At 65.0% G+C, this 16,985-nt stretch carries 13 protein-coding genes and 2 tRNA genes; 4 read left to right on the forward strand and 11 right to left on the reverse strand.

Annotated elements, in window-relative coordinates:
• Window positions 1–39 precede the first annotated feature (39 nt).
• From KUV82_RS06110 to KUV82_RS06125, 4 genes are all read right to left on the reverse strand, one after another.
• Window positions 40–116: transfer RNA gene (locus KUV82_RS06110), tRNA-Pro, on the reverse strand.
• 27 nt (window positions 117–143) lie between these two features.
• A tRNA-Ile gene (locus KUV82_RS06115) sits at window positions 144–220 on the reverse strand.
• Window positions 221–274: 54 nt separating this feature from the next.
• The gene (locus KUV82_RS06120; protein WP_375541239.1) at window positions 275–1,078 is read right to left on the reverse strand and encodes a polysaccharide deacetylase family protein; all 804 of its coding nucleotides are present in this window, start codon (window positions 1,076–1,078) and stop codon (window positions 275–277) included.
• A 210-nt stretch (window positions 1,079–1,288) separates the two neighbouring features.
• Window positions 1,289–3,094, reverse strand: coding sequence for a sensor histidine kinase (locus KUV82_RS06125; RefSeq protein ID WP_219955988.1), 1,806 nt, complete (start codon window positions 3,092–3,094; stop codon window positions 1,289–1,291).
• Window positions 3,095–3,339: 245 nt separating this feature from the next.
• On the opposite strand from KUV82_RS06125, the gene KUV82_RS06130 reads away from it, so the two are divergent.
• The 3 genes from KUV82_RS06130 to KUV82_RS06140 are packed head-to-tail and all read left to right on the forward strand — an operon-like array spanning window position 3,340 to window position 4,593.
• Window positions 3,340–3,801 carry an Lrp/AsnC family transcriptional regulator gene (locus tag KUV82_RS06130; protein WP_219955989.1) on the forward strand — a complete coding sequence of 154 codons (462 nt, stop codon included), beginning with the start codon at window positions 3,340–3,342 and terminating at the stop codon, window positions 3,799–3,801.
• Complete coding sequence (locus tag KUV82_RS06135) at window positions 3,798–4,232, forward strand: GFA family protein (RefSeq protein WP_219955990.1); 435 nt, start codon at window positions 3,798–3,800, stop codon at window positions 4,230–4,232. Before KUV82_RS06130 ends, KUV82_RS06135 begins: the two co-directional genes overlap by 4 nt.
• The gene (locus KUV82_RS06140) at window positions 4,225–4,593 is read left to right on the forward strand and encodes a hypothetical protein (protein WP_219955991.1); all 369 of its coding nucleotides are present in this window, start codon (window positions 4,225–4,227) and stop codon (window positions 4,591–4,593) included. Before KUV82_RS06135 ends, KUV82_RS06140 begins: the two co-directional genes overlap by 8 nt.
• Before the next feature lie 3 nt (window positions 4,594–4,596).
• Here the strand turns inward: KUV82_RS06140 and accC are convergent, their stop codons facing one another.
• The 5 genes from accC to KUV82_RS06165 all read right to left on the reverse strand — a co-directional run bounded on the left by accC (window position 4,597) and on the right by KUV82_RS06165 (window position 8,039).
• Window positions 4,597–5,946 carry an acetyl-CoA carboxylase biotin carboxylase subunit gene (accC, locus tag KUV82_RS06145; protein ID WP_219955992.1) on the reverse strand — a complete coding sequence of 450 codons (1,350 nt, stop codon included), beginning with the start codon at window positions 5,944–5,946 and terminating at the stop codon, window positions 4,597–4,599.
• A gap of 3 nt (window positions 5,947–5,949) precedes the next feature.
• Entirely contained in the window at window positions 5,950–6,441 is a 492-nt protein-coding gene (gene accB / locus KUV82_RS06150) for an acetyl-CoA carboxylase biotin carboxyl carrier protein (protein WP_219955993.1), read from the reverse strand.
• A gap of 72 nt (window positions 6,442–6,513) precedes the next feature.
• On the reverse strand, window positions 6,514–6,948 hold the full coding sequence (locus tag KUV82_RS06155) for a type II 3-dehydroquinate dehydratase (protein ID WP_219955994.1): 435 nt from the start codon (window positions 6,946–6,948) through the stop codon (window positions 6,514–6,516).
• Entirely contained in the window at window positions 6,945–7,529 is a 585-nt protein-coding gene (locus tag KUV82_RS06160; protein WP_219955995.1) for a hypothetical protein, read from the reverse strand. Before KUV82_RS06160 ends, KUV82_RS06155 begins: the two co-directional genes overlap by 4 nt.
• 96 nt (window positions 7,530–7,625) lie before the next feature.
• A complete protein-coding gene (locus KUV82_RS06165) occupies window positions 7,626–8,039 on the reverse strand; it encodes a holin family protein (RefSeq protein WP_219955996.1) in 414 nt (137 codons plus the stop codon).
• A gap of 135 nt (window positions 8,040–8,174) precedes the next feature.
• Here KUV82_RS06165 and KUV82_RS06170 point away from each other — a divergent pair, with 135 nt between their 5' ends.
• Window positions 8,175–9,605: an amidohydrolase family protein gene (locus KUV82_RS06170; RefSeq protein ID WP_219955997.1), complete on the forward strand. Its 1,431-nt coding sequence runs from the start codon at window positions 8,175–8,177 to the stop codon at window positions 9,603–9,605.
• A gap of 169 nt (window positions 9,606–9,774) precedes the next feature.
• Here KUV82_RS06170 and KUV82_RS06175 read toward each other — a convergent pair whose 3' ends face one another.
• Together KUV82_RS06175 and KUV82_RS06180 are read right to left on the reverse strand one after the other, a co-directional pair.
• Window positions 9,775–11,841, reverse strand: coding sequence for a proprotein convertase P-domain-containing protein (locus tag KUV82_RS06175; RefSeq protein ID WP_219955998.1), 2,067 nt, complete (start codon window positions 11,839–11,841; stop codon window positions 9,775–9,777).
• Window positions 11,842–11,904: 63 nt separating this feature from the next.
• Window positions 11,905–16,950, reverse strand: coding sequence for a hypothetical protein (locus KUV82_RS06180; RefSeq protein ID WP_258319866.1), 5,046 nt, complete (start codon window positions 16,948–16,950; stop codon window positions 11,905–11,907).
• Between the last annotated feature and the right edge of the window lie 35 nt (window positions 16,951–16,985).

Below are 16,985 nucleotides of genomic sequence, written 5' to 3' on the forward strand. Positions count from 1 at the left end.
TCCCGTGCTCGGCGCAGTCCCGCCTCGCCTCAAAAGAACTGGTCGGGGAGACTGGATTCGAACCAGCGACCCCTTGTACCCAAAACAAGTGCGCTACCAGGCTGCGCCACTCCCCGACCGATTTTTCCGCAAGACGCCCGGCCTGGTGGGCCCGGCAGGACTCGAACCCGCGACCTAGCCGTTATGAGCGGCCAGCTCTAACCAACTGAGCTACAGGCCCCCAGCCACGCCGTGCGGAGAAGCGCGCCTAGCCCCGGTCGGGCAGGCTTGCAACCTAGAGCTGCACCGCGTCGATAATTTCCGCAACCGTCGTCGGGCGGACCTCGCGCGCGCGGAGGTAGGAATAGACACCGCGCAGCCAGTCATAGAGGCGGTCGAGGTCATCCTCGTCGCGTACATAGGGCGTATGGCCGGGCGCGAGCGAGGGACTGTGGAAGCTCAGCACGAGGATCGGCAGGCCGTCGTCGATGGCGATGTCACAGCCCCGCAGCGCTTCCTCCAGCGTCACGCCTTCCGGCGTCAGTGCAATGCGCTCGAGCATGCCGAGCTTGCTCAGCAGGCCGCCAAGGCGCGGGATTTTCTGCGACAGCGGGAAGAGCTGTTCGCCCTGCTTGCGCAGCATGCCCCAGAACACGGTCGTCAGCGGCAGTTCGAGCAGTTTGCGGTCGCGGTCGGTCCAGTAGGGTGTCAGCGGGTGATGGCTGTAATCCGGGCCTTCGAAGCGCGAATAATCGTAATTCGCACGGACTGAGCTGTCGATCGCAATGCCGGTTTCCGAAAGGTACCGCGCGGTCTGCGTGCCAAGCCCGTAGCGGCCCGCACGGTAGATGCGCGGGACGGTGCCAAACCCCTGTTCGATGGCGTCGCGCAGGCGGCGGAACTTCTCTTCTTCAAGGGCTGCAGGAAGGTTGCCGGCAAAGCTGTTGCGCGTGCAGATTTCTTCTTCGAGCGGCGGATTGACCCAGGGATGAAGTTGGACGCCGACTTCCGCCGTACCGCGCGCCACAGCGTCGCCGATGATTTCCTGCGAGCCCGGGTCGGTCGCAATGGGCCAGTCGACCAGGTAGACCGGGGACACCCCGATGCCTTCACAGAACTGCTGGAACTTGGCGATCCATTTGACGTGGGCGAGCCCGTAGCCATCGCTGCGGAAGCTGTCGTTCCACTCGAATTCTTCTTCGGTGTCGACGGTCAGCAGCGAACGTTGGCCGAAGTCATCGGCGAACTGGACGTCTATGGGTTTCTTCGGAGGGTCGAGAAGGTTTGCGTGTGGAATGGCCTGTCCGTCCTAGCCAGCCGCGCGATCGGGCGTGTCCGCTGGGCTAGGCAGGGCGTCCGAAGCGGTCAAGAGCGGCAGGGTGAGGACGAGGCGTTCATCCACGCGTGATAGCTCACCCCCGGCTGCGCGCGCCTCGGCACGGGCCAGGCGCAGGGAGAAGCCCGCGCCGAAGATGCCGGAGCTGAGCGTGCTGCCGCCCGAACGGACTTCGGATGCAAAGACATTCTCGGCCTGGGCCAGCTTTGCAGGGAGCTGGGCGCGCAGGGTGACCTGGTCGTCCTCCAGCGCCAGGGTCAGGGCGATGGCCTCGCCCGCACCGGTCGCGCCTGCAAGCGTCGCCAGGATGCGCCAGCCGAGCATCTCGGCTTCGCTCTTTGCGAGCGCGAGCGGGGCGGGCTGGTCCGTGAATTCCGTATCGAAACGCGCCACCCGCGGGCCGAGGACCGACTGGAGCTGTTCGGATTGCGTGCGGGCAATGGCGGCGAAGTCGCTTTCGCCCGGTTCGAGGTCGAGCGCGCCCGTTTCGAGCCGTGCGAGGCGGTCCAACTCGTCGAATCCGGCAAGGATCCGCGCGCTGTCCCCGGCGATTGATGCGGCGAGCGCGCGGTATTCGTGCGGAGTCGGCCCGAAAACCTGCTGCTGGATCACCTCCGCGTAGCCCTGCATGGCGTTTACCGGCGTGCGCAATTCGTGGAGCAGCTGGCGCAGGCGGTCGGCGCCGCGCTGGGCCCGGTCGTCGACCGGCGCGACCGCGCGGCGGAAGCGGCCGACATAGCCGTAGAAGCGCCCTTCGCCGCGGGTGAAGCGTGGGGCAGCATCGACGATCCAGTCGCCTTCGATGGCTTCTGCGCCCCGCAGCGCAAGCGCGGCTTCGCGCACCGGCTGGCGGTTGAGGAAGGCGCTGGCAAAATCCTCGCCCGGCTCGCCGCCATCGCGGCGCTGCGACAGGTCGAGGCCGATGACCATCGGTGCAATGTCGCCTTCGGCCCAGTCGATCCGGCCTTCGGAATTGGTGCCGAAGGCAAAGGCTTCGACTGCCTTGCGCGGCGTGATGTCCTCAAGCCCCGCCATGGGCAGGGTGGGCGCATCGCCTTGGGCCGAAGCCGGAGCGCGAGCCTTGCGGAAGGTTTCGATCCGCTCGACCAGCGCGCGGATGCCATCGGATTTCTCCGGAGCAGCCGCGGCGGGAAGAGGCTCTTGCGCTTCGACGACAGGCTCTGGCTCGGGCGCTGCTTCTTCCTGAGAAGCCGGCTCGGCAATGTCTTCGGAGGGGTTCTCATTTGCCGGCCGCAGGATCAACGGTTCCAGCTCGCCGAGCTCGTCGTTCTCGACAGGCGCTTCCACGGGCTCCGGTTCGACCTGCGGCAGGTCCGGGGGCAGGGGCAGCGCGCGGTCGGATACGCCGAGCCGGTCGAGCACGCGCACCGCCGCTTCGGGCAGGTCGCGGCGATGGCGCAGGAAACCGCGCGCGCGGATCGGCAGGCGCGGGATCAGCTCTTCCCATTCCTCGCCGCTCAGCTGCGCCCGGTAGAGCGCCGCGCCGGCAATCGAGGGATGCGCCTCGCCGAACCAGCGGACCAGTTCGGGGTTGCGGAAACGCCAGCCGTTCTCGCCCACCATGGCCGCGCGATCGGCGGTCGGGATGATTTCAGCAAGCGCGATCAGGCGCAGGTAGGCCGCTGCCTTCAGCGCCGGATCGCCCGCCTGCGGCCGCTCGCCCAACAGGTCGAGCAGCTGCCGGAACTGCGTCTTGGCCGCACGCTCGCCGGCAGCGCGGTTGCGCAGCACAGTGGCAAGGCGGTCGTCAAAATGCATCAGGTCTCCGGCGTGTAGGTGCAAAAGTGCAAACTATCCCATGCCACGCGGGGGCTTGGCCGAGGGACAAGGGATATAGTTACCCGCGCCTTTACCTCCAGTGAGCAAGGGAGGCGCGTTGCAAAGCGGGACAATTGCTGGCAAAGATAATAATGTTAGCCAAGACGGCTGCATCGCGTTGTCAACATTTCGCCAAACTTTCGCGATGCCCCGCCGGAAGAGTGAGGGTAGCAGGGACTTATTGTATGGCCAATCTCGACGATATCGACCGGCGCTTGCTGGGTGAACTCCAGGACGAGGGGCGAATCACCAATGTCGAGCTGGCGCACCGCGTGGGGCTGACCGCTCCGCCGTGCCTGCGCCGCGTTCGCGCGCTCGAAGAAGAGGGCGTGATCAAAGGCTATCACGCCGATCTCGACCCGTCGAAACTGGGCTTCTCGATCACCGTCTTTGCGATGGTCAGCCTGAAGAGCCAGGCCGAGGACGCGCTGCGCGAATTCGAGGACGCGATGAAGGATCTTCCGGAGGTACGCGAAGTGCACATGCTCAACGGCGAGATCGACTTCATCATCAAGATCGTCAGCAAGGACCTACAGAGCTTCCAGGAATTCCTGACCAGCAAGCTTACCCCTGCGCCCAATGTGGAAAGCGTGAAGACCTCGCTCACGATCCGCACCAGCAAGCACGAGCCCGGCGTTCCGCTATGAGCGGGGCGGAGCGCATCGAAGGCCATTGCCTGTGCGGCGCGGTGACGATCGCGCTGGAAAATCCCAAGCACGAAATCGAGATCTGCCAGTGCGACATGTGTCGCCGCTGGGCCGGATCGTTCTACACCGCGCAAACCGGCGACAGCGCGCAGGTTTCGGGCGAAGACAGCATCACCGCCTACCGGTCGAGCGAATGGGCCGAGCGCGCCTTCTGCGCGAAATGCGGAAGCAACCTGTGGTACCGCTTCCTGCCGACGGGCAACCGCAGCTTCTCGGCTGGCCTGTTCGATGCCGCTGCTACCCATGCGATCGAGAAAGAAATCTTCGTCGACGAACGCGCCGACTGGTGCCGCATCGAAGGCGACCACCCGCGCCAGACCGGCGAAGAGGTGATTGCCGAGGCGAAGGCGGCCGGGTTCACCTTTGACTGACCTGCCGTTGACGTTTCTCGGCTGCCTCGGCGTCGCGATCGTCATCCTTGCGCTGCAATATGGTCACGCGCGCTGGCTCGACCTGCGCCTGCCCAAGCGAAAGCGCCTGCCTGTCTGGCTACGCGGCGGACCGACCATGTACCGTCGCCGGACCGCGCTGTACGCCTACCCCTGGATGTCCACCTTCCTCGCAGTGCTGTTGCTCTTCGTGGCCGCGATGCAGGAGATTTCGCCCGGTCCGCGCACGCGCGTGGAAATGATGATTGCGGTCGGTTTTGCCATGGCGCTATTCGCCCTTGTCCAGCTTTTCAGCTGGCGGTTCCTGATGCGATGGTTCGCTCGCGGCGAGCCGAAGGTCTGAGCCTCACCCTTCGCGGGTCTTCAGCCACTCTTCCAGCCACTTGATCGAATACTGGCCGCTCTTCACGTCGGGCTGCTGGAGCAGTTCCTGGTGCAGCGGGATGCTCGTCTTCACGCCTTCGACGACCATTTCCTCCAGCGCGCGCTTGAGGCGCATCATGCAGCCTTCGCGGGTGCGGCCGTAGACGATCAGCTTGGCGATCATGGAATCGTAATAGGGCGGGATGCGGTAACCCTGGTAGAGCCCGCTATCGACGCGCACATGCATGCCGCCGGCCGCGTGGTAATAGGTCACTTCGCCCGGTGACGGCGCGAAGGTCCACGGGTCTTCGGCATTGATGCGGCATTCGATCGCGTGGCCCTTGAACTCGATCTCGTCCTGCGCAACCGAGAGCTCCTCGCCCGCTGCAATGCGGATCTGTTCGCGCACCAGGTCGACGCCTGTGATGGCCTCGGTCACGGGGTGTTCGACCTGCAGGCGGGTGTTCATTTCGATGAAGTAGAACTCGCCGTTTTCCCACAGGAATTCGATCGTGCCCGCGCCGCGATAGCCCATGTCGCGCATGGCCTGCGCGCAGACCTCACCCATGCGCATGCGGTCTTCCTCGCCCAGCACGGGGGAGGGGGCTTCCTCGAGCACCTTCTGGTGGCGGCGCTGGAGCGAACAGTCGCGTTCGCCCAGGTGGATGGCATTGCCATTGCCGTCGCCGAAGACCTGGAATTCGATGTGGCGCGGATCGCCCAGGTATTTCTCGATATAGACGGTGGCATCGCCGAAGGCAGCCTTCGCCTCGCTACCGGCCTGCTTCATCAGCGTTTCGAGCTGGTCCTCGCTTTCGCAGACCTTCATGCCGCGCCCGCCGCCGCCGCTGGCGGCCTTGATGATGACGGGATAGCCGATTTCGGCAGCGATTTCGCGCGCTTCGCCGATCTCGCTCACCGCGCCGTCGCTGCCGGGGACGAGGGGGAGGCCCAGTTCGCCGGCGGTCTTCTTCGCCTGCACCTTGTCGCCCATCGTGCGGATGTGTTCGGGCTTGGGGCCGATCCACTTGATGTCGTGCGCCTCGACGATCTCGGCGAACTTGGCGTTTTCCGAAAGGAAGCCGTAGCCCGGGTGGATCGCATCGGCATGGCTCACCTCGGCAGCCGAGATGATGTTGGCGATGTTGAGATAGCTGTCGGTCGCGGGCGGCGGGCCGATGCACACCGCATGGTCGGCCAGGCGGACGTGCATGGCATCGGCGTCGGCGGTGGAGTGCACCGCGACCGTCTCGATGCCCATTTCATGCGCCGCGCGGTGGATACGCAGCGCGATTTCGCCGCGATTGGCGATCAATATGCGCGAAATAGTCATGGATTACCCGACGACGACGAGCGGCTGGTCGAATTCGACCGGCTGGGCGTTCTCGACGAGGATCGCCTTGACCGTGCCGGCCTTGTCGGCGGCGATTGGGTTCATGACCTTCATCGCTTCCACGATCAGGAGGGTCTGGCCTTCCTTCACGCTGTCGCCAACCTTCACGAAGTCGGCTGCGCCCGGCTCGGGGGCCATGTAGACGGTGCCGACCATGGGCGACTTGATCGCGCCTTCGGTATCCGCGCCGGCGGCTGCAGGCGCTTCGGGGGCGGGCGCAGCGGCAGCCGGGGCCGCAGGGGCGGGGGCCGCCATCGGTGCGGGCGCTGCGGCAACAGCCACGCCGCCGCCACGCGAGACGCGAATCTTGCGCTCGCCATCTTCGACTTCGATTTCGGTAAGCCCGGTGTCACCCAGCATTTCCGCAAGCTCGCGCACGAGTGCGGTGTCGACGTTCATGCCGGACTTGCCAGCGCTGCCTTTACGATCGGCCATGGAACCCCTTGTGTGTTGTTTGGCTCGCCTATGCTCCGCGCAAGCGCCAAGGGCAAGGGGGCAGGGCGTGTTTTAGAGCGCCGCGGCCTTGTCCAACGCTACGGCATAGCTGCGTGCGCCGAGGCCTTTCACCTCATCCACGGCGGCCATGCCGACATAGGAGATGTGGCGGAATTCCTCGCGCGTCAGCGGGTCAGAAAGATGGACTTCGATCACCGGCAGCTCGATCGCCTTGATCGCGTCGAGCAAGGCGACGGAGGTGTGGGTATAAGCGGCCGCGTTCAGGAGGACCGCTTTGGCGCCCGCGGCGCGCGCTTCGTGCAGCCAGTCGACCAGCACGCCTTCGTGGTTGGTCTGGCGGAAATCGATTGCAAGGCCGAGCGCCTTCGCCTGCTCGGTAAGTGCAGCCTCGATATCAGCTAGCGTGTCCGAGCCGTAAATCTCCGGCTCGCGCGTGCCGAGCAGGTTGAGGTTGGGGCCGTTGAGGACGAAGACGGTCTGGGTCATCGCTTGTGCTCATACCCGGGCTTGTCGATGTAAACGCTATAGGAATTCATGATCCGGTCGCGCGTGGCGTAAATCGCACCGCCTTCGAACGCTCGTTTGCCTTCCGCGAGGAACTCAAGATAGTCCTGGCCTTCCTGGCGAAGCTTCATCGTCGCCGAAATCTCGGTATCCGCGAGGGCCTGGCGAGCCCTTGCAAGCAGCGCCTCGCTTTCGGGACTGCCGGGCTCCCAGCCGATCAGTGCGGCGATCATGGGCAGGCTGCGTTCGAGATGGTCGCGCACGCGCGGCTCGTAGTCGGCGGTGAACTCCGCGTTTTCCAGCAGGCGCGACATCGCGCTGATCTGGTATTGCAGCGTGCGCCCGCTGTTGCGCAGATTGGTGGTGAAGATGAAGCCCGAATGGCTCTGCATCGGCCGGCACGTGAGCTTGCGGCGCTTCTTTTCGCACCCTTCGAGCGGGTGGGGCGCGATAACGCGCAGTTCCGGCGTGGCCTCCGTGGCCGGTTCGCTAGTCTCCTCGGCCAATAGCGGCGTTGTGGCGGCTGCTGCGAGGAGTGGCCCCGCGATGAGAAACTTCAGCATGGGCGACCCCCTGTCCTGTCCTTGCGCTTGCCTCGGTGATGGCATGCATCGCGGCGCAAGCGCAAGGCGGCAGGTGAGGGCGGTCGCCGGCAGGCGTTAGCGTTCCACGCCCTTCACCTTGCCCCACTGGCGCGCGGCGGTGTAGCCGAGGTATCCCGTGCCGAAGAGCGCATAGAGCGGTTCGGGCAGGGCAGCGAGATAGGCGGTCATGCCGCCGCCGATGGCGCGGGCAGTGATGGGATCGAAGGCCGCGATCACGCCCATTGGCACGCTGAACAGGATCAGCGCATACATAACGTAGAGGAAGCTGGGGCGCGCGCGGCTGGTCCACGGGTCACCGCTTTTTGCCTCGGCAACGATGGCCGACAGGCGCGCTTCGATCCGGTCGAGTTCCTGCGTGCCTTCGAGCGCGAGGAGCTCCAGCTTGGCGCGGGCGCGGGCTTCCTTGTCGGGGATGATCTTGTCGAGCAGCGAGGCGATGGGGCCAACGAGCGATTCGAGTAGCGGCATAGGGCGTCTCCGGTTTGCGATCCATCGGAGGATAACCAAATCGGTTCGTGTAGGAAAATGGCGCGTAAAGGGCCGATCCGTGGCTTCGTTGTTCGCCCGGTGGCCGCCTGTTAGCCCCTGCGAAACGGAGGGCGTATGATGAAGCGAATCGCAACTGCATTCCTCGCAGCGTGTATGGCTGCGCTGGCACCTCAGGCTGCTGCACAGGACGCAGCGCCGCCAACGCTGATCATCGGCGCGACCATACTCGAACTGAGCGGAGAGGAGCCCCGCAAGTTGGACGGGCAGGCGGTGCTGGTCGAGGGCGGCGTGATCACGGCTGTGGGCCCGGTCGGCGAAGTGGACACGCCGGAAGGTGCCCGCATTGTCGATGGCGCAGGTCATACGCTGATGCCGGGCCTCGTCGACATGCACGTCCATGTCTGGGACGAGGCCGAACTTGGCGCTTATCTCGCAAACGGCGTAACCACGGTCCGCAACATGTCCGGCATGCCGTTCCTGCTTGCGATGGGCGAACGGATCGAGCGCGGCGAGCTTGCCGGCCCGCGCCTTGTCACCACCGGGCCCATCCTCAACAGTCCCGGCCCCAACGCGCAGCTCAACCACCAGATCGTCGAGGATGCGGAGGCCGCGCGCGCGGCGGTGCGCTGGCAGCACTCGCAGGGCTTTGGACGGGTGAAGGTCTATTCCAACCTCGGGCGGGAGCCGTTCGAGGCCATCCTCGCCGAGGCACAAGCGCTGGGTATGCCGGTCACCGGGCATACGGCGGAAGGGCCGCGGGCCGAGGGCGTGCCGGCAACGCGCCCCTTTGCGATTCCCTTCGAGTTCTCTCTCAAAGCCGGTTTCGAGACCATCGAGCATGTGGAATCGATCGTGTGGCACGGGCTGCGCAATCGGCAGGATGAGGATGCCGCGCGTGAGCTTGCGCGCCGCATCGCTGCATCGGGAGTGCCGGTCGACGCGACGTTGATCGCTTTCGAAAACCTCGCCCGGATCGCTGACACGAAGGGCGCGCACCTTTCTCGCGAGGGCACCGACCGGCTGAACCCCTTCATCGGCGCGACCGAGACCGAGCAATTCGAACGCTGGTCGAACGAAGACGCGGAGCGCGCCAAGGCCGATGCGGGGTTCTACCGGCGCTTCACCGGCATGCTGGCTGAAGAAGGTGCGCTGATCGTGGCGGGTTCGGACGCCGGGATTGCGACCAATATCCCAGGCGTTTCACTGCACGACGAGCTCGACTTCCTGATGGAGGCCGGGCTCGAGCCCTTCGCCGTTCTGCGCGCGGCCACGATCTTGCCGGCACGGATCCTCGCAGCGGACCAAACGGCTGGTCAGATTGCACCGGGACAGCGGGCAGACCTGTTGCTGGTTGAAGGCGACCCGCTTGCGGATATTGCAGTGCTGCGCCAGCCTGCCGCGGTGATCGCAAATGGGCGGCTTTACACGCGCGACGATATTGCAGGATTGTGGGCATCGGCGTCACGCACCGACCCTGCGCGCACGCAGCAAAACGTGCTCGCCGCAATGGCCCAGCAGGGTACGGAAATCCCACTTGGAGAGTGAGACCCCTGCCTGCGCCGAACAGCGCTTGCAAACATGCAGCAGCTGGGCGTCCGCTCTATCGAGCCTCCCTACAGCTTTCGTCGTTCGACGCGGCGTGGTCTTCTTGTGGCAAACTGCAAGGCATGTGTCGAACCTGCCTTCCGCACCGTCAACCTAGCTTCCTGAAGATCTACATGACGACCAACCGTACACGGAGGCTAAAGGAGGAAGAGGGCAACAACTGCCCGCTTGGTCGCACTCGAAAGTCGCTGATCGCACTGTCGCAACCATCGACATCCAAGCTCGGGGAATACCCCCATGTCGCCCCATTGTCAGACGAAAATTCTAGATCGTCAGTCGTATCACTGAGGCTTCCGTAGGAGTAAGTGAGTCCCGAAGATGGGCTCCCAACGTCGAACAAGATCGGCCCTGTCCCAGCGCCACCTAGTTCATTTAAGCAGACTTTTGCGTCTACAGGAGCGTTGTCTACAACGGCAACCGTATCAGCGTCAGTCGGCTCGTCACCGTTGTTGCTTACGGTGATCAGGTATTCCACTAGCGCTCCCGGAATGGCCTTGGGGTTGCTCGAGCCATTTACCGGGTCGGAAATGATCGAGCTGATCTTCGTCACGCTAAGGGTCGTATACGGGAGGCAATAGGCGATGTCGTGGATTGCGATGCCCTGCTGGCCGGGATCGGCCGGCGCGGCGCTGTGATTGCCGTATGTGATGACCACGGTATCGACCTTGCCGGAAAAGGTGACGACGAGATTGCCGCGTCCGCTGTCGCTGTCTGCGGCCAGATCGCCAAACGCCTCGTTTCCCGAAACGTAGTTGGTATTGCCGTTGGTCAGGGTCGGCAGGATGGTCGATCCGCTCGAGCTGCCGGTGACCACGACCCGGTCGGCAAACTGGTTGGCGCCGTAATCGACATCGAAAATCGTGAATTGCAGCCCGTCGAACGCGCGGGGCAGGGAAATCGTCACGGTGACGGCGCCGCTCTGGCTGGCCTGATTCGACAGGATCCCAAGACTTTCCTCGGCCGGAGACAGCCCGCCCGTAAAGACGCTTTGCTGGGTCGGCGATTGCCCGCCGAACGTCGCGTTGTTGATATAGGCACCGTCGTTCGACAGGCTGAAATCGATCTGACCGAAGCTGCCCAGAGCATACTGCCCGCTCGTGCTGCCGGCAGTCCAGCTCACCGAAGGGTCGTCCCAGTCGAACAGACCCGAACCGTTCAGGCAGTTGAGCGTCGGCGCAATGCCGGCGACCCGTCCGGTTTGCACGGTCAGGCTGGCGCTGTCGTAGTCGTCTTCGCTTGTCGCTCCGTTTCCCGGAGTGGAATCGCTATCGGTCACGCCGCTTGTCGAAATCTCGGCCGTGTTCGTGATCACCGTTCCAGCCGAAGCCGAGATTTCAGCGGTCAGGTTGATCGTCGCGCTGTCACCCGGAGCGAGATCGGGCACAGTCCATACACCACTGGTGGACGAATAGCTGCCCGCCCCGGATGAGGAGACGAAAGTGAGCGAAGCGGGAAGGCTGTCCTGCACCGTAACGCCTGTCGCGGTCTGTGTGGACGGCGAGGAGTTGGTGACAGTCAGCTGGTAGCTGACAATCCCGCCGTTGACAGGATCCGAACTTACGATTGCTTTCGACAGCGATAGGTCCGCAAAATTTGCAGGGACCGAGGTCAGGGAAAGGTCTGCACGCCGGAAGGAGCCGTCGTCGGCGCTTGGGTAGGTGTCGCAAATCTCGAGCCGCCAGGTCCCGGCGCTGTCGAGCCCCGAAAAGCCCGATAGGGGCGCGTTCGGAACGAAGGTGTGCTGGTAAGGCGGCGCCGTCGACGAGTGACTGGTCGTGCCCGTGTCCGTGTTGACCGTTTGCGTACCGCTGTCGTCCAGCAGGACGTTGAAATTGTCGCCGCTTATGTTGGCGCCGCCCGAAGGATCGCCGTCAACAAGCTGAACGCGCGTCCCGTCAGGTGCCTGGAGCGTGATCCTTATGTCGCCGCGCCAGGAATGAGTAGCCAGAACGCCCAAATTCACATCGGCAACGGTAAAGCTGCTGCCGACGGTGAAATTGCGCACCAGCGGCGCGGTGCAAGTCGTTGTTCCGCTGATGGTGCCTGTAGTCGTGTTGGTATAGGTGGTCGTCGTCTGGGCAATGGCCGGTGCAGCGAGAATGGCAGCGCAAAGCAGAACCAGCAACCGCGCTGCGCGCACGATTGCGCTCGATACGAGAGGATCGGCCTGGGTCATGCTTGTCGAATAGAAAAACATGGTTAACAGCCGGTTAGGTTGAAGGAGATGGGTAGCACCGGCTTAATGCCGGCTCAAACCAAGGAAGCCGAAACTTCCGGCATCGAACTTGATACGCACCGAAGCGAAGAAGCCCTTGTCCGTTTCGCGCGCGGCCGAGAAATCCTCGTCGCGGAAACCGTCGATGTTGTAGCCGACGGTTACCAGCGCATCTTTGCTTGGAGCAAAACCGATATGCGGTCCGAAGGCGAATCTGGTCACGCCGTCTTCGATCCCCGTGCGGACGGTGCCGCGTGCCCCGATTTCGAAGCGCTCGCCGAGGCCGATCTTCGCATCGAGACCGGCCATCAGCGTGGTCGCCGCGTAATCGAAGCCCTCGAACTGGTCGAAATTGTGCCGTACGCCGAGGAAGAGGCCAAATTCGTGCCGGCGGACCAGGCGATCATTGGCATCGCGGCCGTTCGGCGAGAAATTGGTGGAGAGGCTGCCGATCAGTCGGCGCGAGCTCGCATCGCCATCGACCAGCAGCGCGGTGCGCCCGGCAGGCCCGGTTTCGCCCGCTACCGCGCCGGTCACCGTGTCGCTGCGGAATTCGAGCTTGCCGAGAAAGGCAAAGGCCGCTCCGGCGGGACGATGCGCCAGCGCGATCGCCGCATCGGCGATTTCGGTGCGTGTGCCGTTTTCGGCCTTGGCCTCGGTCCAGGTGAAACCGCTGCCGACAATGCTGCCTTCGCCGAGCTGGCGGATCGCGCCGACGGTCACGCCCTTGCGGTCGGCGAATTCGCCGTCGCGGTACTCGGCGCGGGCGGTCGCGCTCCAGCGGTCCTTGCGCCAGGCAAGGCCGAGTGTTGCCGCGGTGAAATCCTCGAACGCCGTGCCGCCCGGACCGAACTGGCCGCCGCTGGCGACGGGCTGCGCGGGGTTGACGATATCGCTGGTGGGGCCACCGCCTCCAAGGGTGCGGTTGCCGTCCAGAGTGGCGTCCACGGTAAGGTTCTGCGAGATCGCGAAGGACTGGCTGAGGCCGAAAGCGGCGAAGGATCGGTTGCCCGCCTCGCCAATGTCCTGCTTGCCAAGCGTGGTCACTGCCTTGGCGCCGGTCCATGGGGTGATTTCGAAGCCGGCCTTGATCGTCCGCGCGTCGATGTCGGCTCCGTCGGCGATCTCGTAGACGCCGATCAGTCGCACGCTTTCCGTCAGCGCAAAGCGCGCGCCGAAGCGATGACGAGCCGGAAGATCGACCGATTCCGCCTGGTCCAGCGCGATGCTGGTCGAGGCGCTCAGTTCGAGCTTGTTGTCGAACAGGCGCTGGGTGACGCCGCCTTCGAGGACGGTCGAGCTGTTGCGCGAACCATCGGCGAGGCGATCGTTGAAGTGGCTGATGCCGATCCGCAGATCGGTCTTTTGCGTCGTGTAGCCCAGCTGGACCTGCGCTGCCCGGCGGCGACCGGGGTCGGTGCGGCTGTCGTCCTGCCACAGGCTGGCAACGACCGAGAGTTTGTCGTTCAGCTTGAGGCGCGAATCGACGCCCAGCTTGCGGCGACCGAGTTCGGCACCGTTCTGCTGGCCTACCCCGTAGTCGGCGTCGAGCGAACGGGCGTAGGCGATGATATCGAGCGAACCGGTCTGGTGCTGGGCTTCGACCAGCCATCCGGTCGAAACCGTCCCGCTGCGGCGGCTGGCGGCCACTTCGCCGCGGATCTCGGTGTGGCTGCCAACACGCGCGCGAACGTCGATCACGCCCATGGTGGTGCGCGCACCGTCGCCCTTGTCGGTGACGGCCGTCGCGCCGACGCGGAAGGCGTCGCCCTTGCTCGACCACTCGGCGCGGAGGCCTGCGTTGAGCTTGCCGTCGGCGAGGCTGTCGACTTCGTATTCGACCACGATGAACTGCGGGTTGAGGTCGAAATCGCGGCTCAGGATCGGCTGCTTGAAGGTGATGGTGCCCGAGAGCAGGTCAATATCGTAGTCAATAAAGCGCACCAGCTCGCGGCTGGAGACGATGATCTCCGAACGGAAGCGGTCACGCACTTCCAGCGTGACCTGTTCACTGTTGGCGACGATGGCGCGGCTCGAAAGCGCGTAGGGGCCGGTAATGCCCGCGCCCTGGATTTCGTCGCGCCGGAAACGCGTGGCGATTTCGGCGGCAAAGCCCTGCGCGCGGACCTTGCCGAGCCGCGCTTCGGCCTTCACGCCGGTGGCGGTCCGGTTGTAGCGGCCAAGCCGGGTCTGGTCGAAACCGGTCTCGAAATCGCCGTAGAGGGCGTAGAAGGTCGCGGTTTCGATGCGGACATAGAGTTTTTCGCGCGATGCGGCGTCGAACCGGCGGCTCGAGCCATCGCCGAAGACCGTGTAGTAGGCATCGGGATCGAGCGTGCCGAGAATGCGCTGGTCGTCGGCCTGCTTGGCGCTGTCGTAGGCGAGGGTGACGAGGTACTTTCCGAGCACGCGGCCCTTGGCGTAGAGCGCCACGCGTGCCTCGTCGCCAAGATCGCTGTCGAAGCGCCCATCGCGCTCCATCGCGTCGGCCACCGTGCGTGCACCAACGGACCCTTCCACGAGGCCGATTACCGTCCATTCGATATCGCCGGGCTCGATCCAGCCTTCCAACTGCTGCTCGCGCTGGATCTCGCCATCATTGAACCGGAAGGTCAGCCGCAGCGAGCCGCTGACCATGGTCGGTGCGAGTTCGATAAGCGCGATGCCGTCGTTGCCCTTGACGGTCCAGCGGGCCGAGGCCGGGGCGAGGCCAGTTAGCTGGCTGAGCTGCTGGCGCTCGAGCTGTTCGGCGCTCTGGTAAGGCGCGCTCAGGGTAAACTCGCCGGCCACGCCTTCGCGAAGCGGGCGGTTGTTGCGGTCGAGAACACGCACGGCGATCACCGGCCGCGTGCGCCCGTCGGCGACGAGGTTGGAAAGTTCGGGGACCAGTTCGACCTTGGCGGGTTGGGTCGTGAAGAACACTTCGCGCTCGAACGTCTTGCCGACTTCGCCGAAGCTGTTGATGACATCGGCGCTGAGAACGGTGCGCGCGTTTTCCAGCGGGACGCCGCGCCACAGGCTGACCGCGTAGCGACCCTTTTCCGGCTCGCGCGTACCCTCGAAATTCAGTCCGCTGACTTCTTCGCCATCGACACGCAGCACTACCTTCTGGCCCTTGCGGTGGCGGATGGCCACGCGAACGGCAGGCGCGCGCGGGTTGTGGCCGATTTCCGGCGTCAGGAAGCCGTCCTCGCCGTCTCCCATGGCAATCCAGTCGGTGGTCGCAGGAGCGCGGTCTGCCTCGGGGGCGGCCGTCTCGCGGGTGGGGCCTTCCGGATTGGAGTCATCGAGCGGCTTGCTCTGCTCGATGGCGGGCAGAGCGTCGGCGGGGATGCGGGCGTGGAAATCGGCGACAGCAAGCGAGCCGCCCTGGCCGATGACGAAGCGCGAGATGGCGCTGCCGGCGCTGCGTGTGTCGCGGTGGCAGTCCACGAAGCGGCCGCCTTCTGGCAGCGTCATGGGCGAGGCCTGGACGACGTGCGTGCCGGGTACGACACCCTCGAAATGATAGCGTCCCTCCGCATCGGTCAGCGCGAAGCTGCCGTCTTCCAGCATGACGCGCACGCCGGGGATGCCCACGCGGCCGGCGGTCTGCGAGCAGTCACCTGCGGTCACGCGGCCGATGATCGTCATGCGGTTGGCAATAGCCTCACGCTCGATCTCGACACTGGTGCCCGTCGTTGTCTCCCGGCCGAGGGAATCGCGCGCGGTAGCACGGTTTTCCGCATCACCCGGAGGCGCATCGGGCCGCACCAGCATGGCATAAGTGACTTTGCGGGCCTGGCCCGCCTCGATATCGCCGAGCGCGATGGTGAGCGTGCGCCCGTCCGCCGATGGGGTGGCAGCGTCGCCGGCAGGCTCGCCGTCGATGCGCACGGTGTCGCGGCGCAGGCGCAGCCAGCGCGACGGCGTATCGACGAGCACCACGTCCCGCTTGGCGCGGCTGTCCACGTTGCGCGCCGTGATCGTGTAAAAGACAACATCGCCGGGTTCGGCCGAGGCGCGAGAGGCTGTTTTGGTAAGGTTGACGGTCAGGCCCGGGCGGTCGACCGGAATGTCGATCCGGAGCGGGGTCTGGTCGACAAGGTCGAAGCGATCACCGAACGAACCGGCGGTGACGACATAGTCCGTCCCGTCCGGTCGCAGTACCGTCTCGAGCTGCTGCGGCGTCGCGACGGAGGGGGCCGAATAGGGTGCGGGTGGTTCGACGACCAGGCGGTAGCCGCCAAGAGCCGTCAGTGGGAACCAGAACTCCCCGGCGTTCATGGGGTAGGCGTTGCCTGCCCCGTCCGTGATCGGCTGTCCGGAGATGACCGAGGACGGCCAGGCGGTCTGGCCGTCTTCCGCGAACACCGTGGCCGGCTGGCCGGTCACCGCATCGACCAGGGTCACGCGCGCGCCGTCGACTTCTTCCCCCGTTTCGCTGTCGAAGACGACCCCGAAAGGGTCGGCCAGGACGTTCACGTTGGCGCTGATGATAATGCGCGGGCTGCCCGGCGGCGAAACTTCGATATCGATGGTCCCGCCATCGATCACCCCGAGGCGGCAATCGAGCTCCGTGGGTGCAGGAGGCGTGCGGTGGGTCACGATCTGGCCCACAAAGGTGCCCGTGTTCTCGCCCGTCTCGAAAATGGTCAGCTTTTCGCGGTCACCCGCGCTGCTGCGGATCGTCACGTCCAGCCGGTCGATGGCCTCGGGATCGACATTGGCGGGGTGCACGATGACTTCGAAGACGATTGACCCGCCCGGTGCCACTTTGTCCGCGTTTTCCACCACGGCCGTGACGATGCGACTTGGGTCGAGCCCCGTCTGCGCAGCACCGGTCTGCGATGCCGGTGCCTGCGCGAGTGCCCCGGCCAGCGGATCGCTGTCCGGCCCACACAGGGGAGGGCGGTAAGCAATGCCCGTCCCGGGGCCGGGGGTAGGGCGATAGACGGTTATTATGGGATCGGTGCGATCGATTTCGAGCGACACCAGGTTGGAAACGCCGGAGTATTCTTTGCCGTCGAAGGTCCAGCTGGCTTGCGCGATGTTGTCGACCGTTTGCGCACGGGTTTCCGCGCCAGACACGACAATCGGCAGCAACGCTACGAAGAGCGCTGCTG

It is taken from the genome of Qipengyuania flava (assembly GCF_019448255.1).
In the GTDB taxonomy this organism is placed as follows: Bacteria; Pseudomonadota; Alphaproteobacteria; order Sphingomonadales; family Sphingomonadaceae; genus Qipengyuania; species Qipengyuania flava_A.

What these genes read in the sequence shown, in the direction of transcription:
- KUV82_RS06125 (WP_219955988.1), bottom strand. Translation starts at nt 3,094, where the DNA reads ATGCATTTTGACGACCGCCTTGCCACTGTGCTGCGCAACCGCGCTGCC.
- KUV82_RS06130 (WP_219955989.1), top strand. Translation starts at nt 3,340, where the DNA reads ATGGCCAATCTCGACGATATCGACCGGCGCTTGCTGGGTGAACTCCAG.
- KUV82_RS06135 (WP_219955990.1), top strand. Translation starts at nt 3,798, where the DNA reads ATGAGCGGGGCGGAGCGCATCGAAGGCCATTGCCTGTGCGGCGCGGTG.
- accC (WP_219955992.1), bottom strand. Translation starts at nt 5,946, where the DNA reads ATGACTATTTCGCGCATATTGATCGCCAATCGCGGCGAAATCGCGCTG.
- accB (WP_219955993.1), bottom strand. Translation starts at nt 6,441, where the DNA reads ATGGCCGATCGTAAAGGCAGCGCTGGCAAGTCCGGCATGAACGTCGAC.
- KUV82_RS06155 (WP_219955994.1), bottom strand. Translation starts at nt 6,948, where the DNA reads ATGACCCAGACCGTCTTCGTCCTCAACGGCCCCAACCTCAACCTGCTC.
- KUV82_RS06160 (WP_219955995.1), bottom strand. Translation starts at nt 7,529, where the DNA reads ATGCTGAAGTTTCTCATCGCGGGGCCACTCCTCGCAGCAGCCGCCACA.
- KUV82_RS06165 (WP_219955996.1), bottom strand. Translation starts at nt 8,039, where the DNA reads ATGCCGCTACTCGAATCGCTCGTTGGCCCCATCGCCTCGCTGCTCGAC.
- KUV82_RS06170 (WP_219955997.1), top strand. Translation starts at nt 8,175, where the DNA reads ATGATGAAGCGAATCGCAACTGCATTCCTCGCAGCGTGTATGGCTGCG.
- KUV82_RS06175 (WP_219955998.1), bottom strand. Translation starts at nt 11,841, where the DNA reads ATGACCCAGGCCGATCCTCTCGTATCGAGCGCAATCGTGCGCGCAGCG.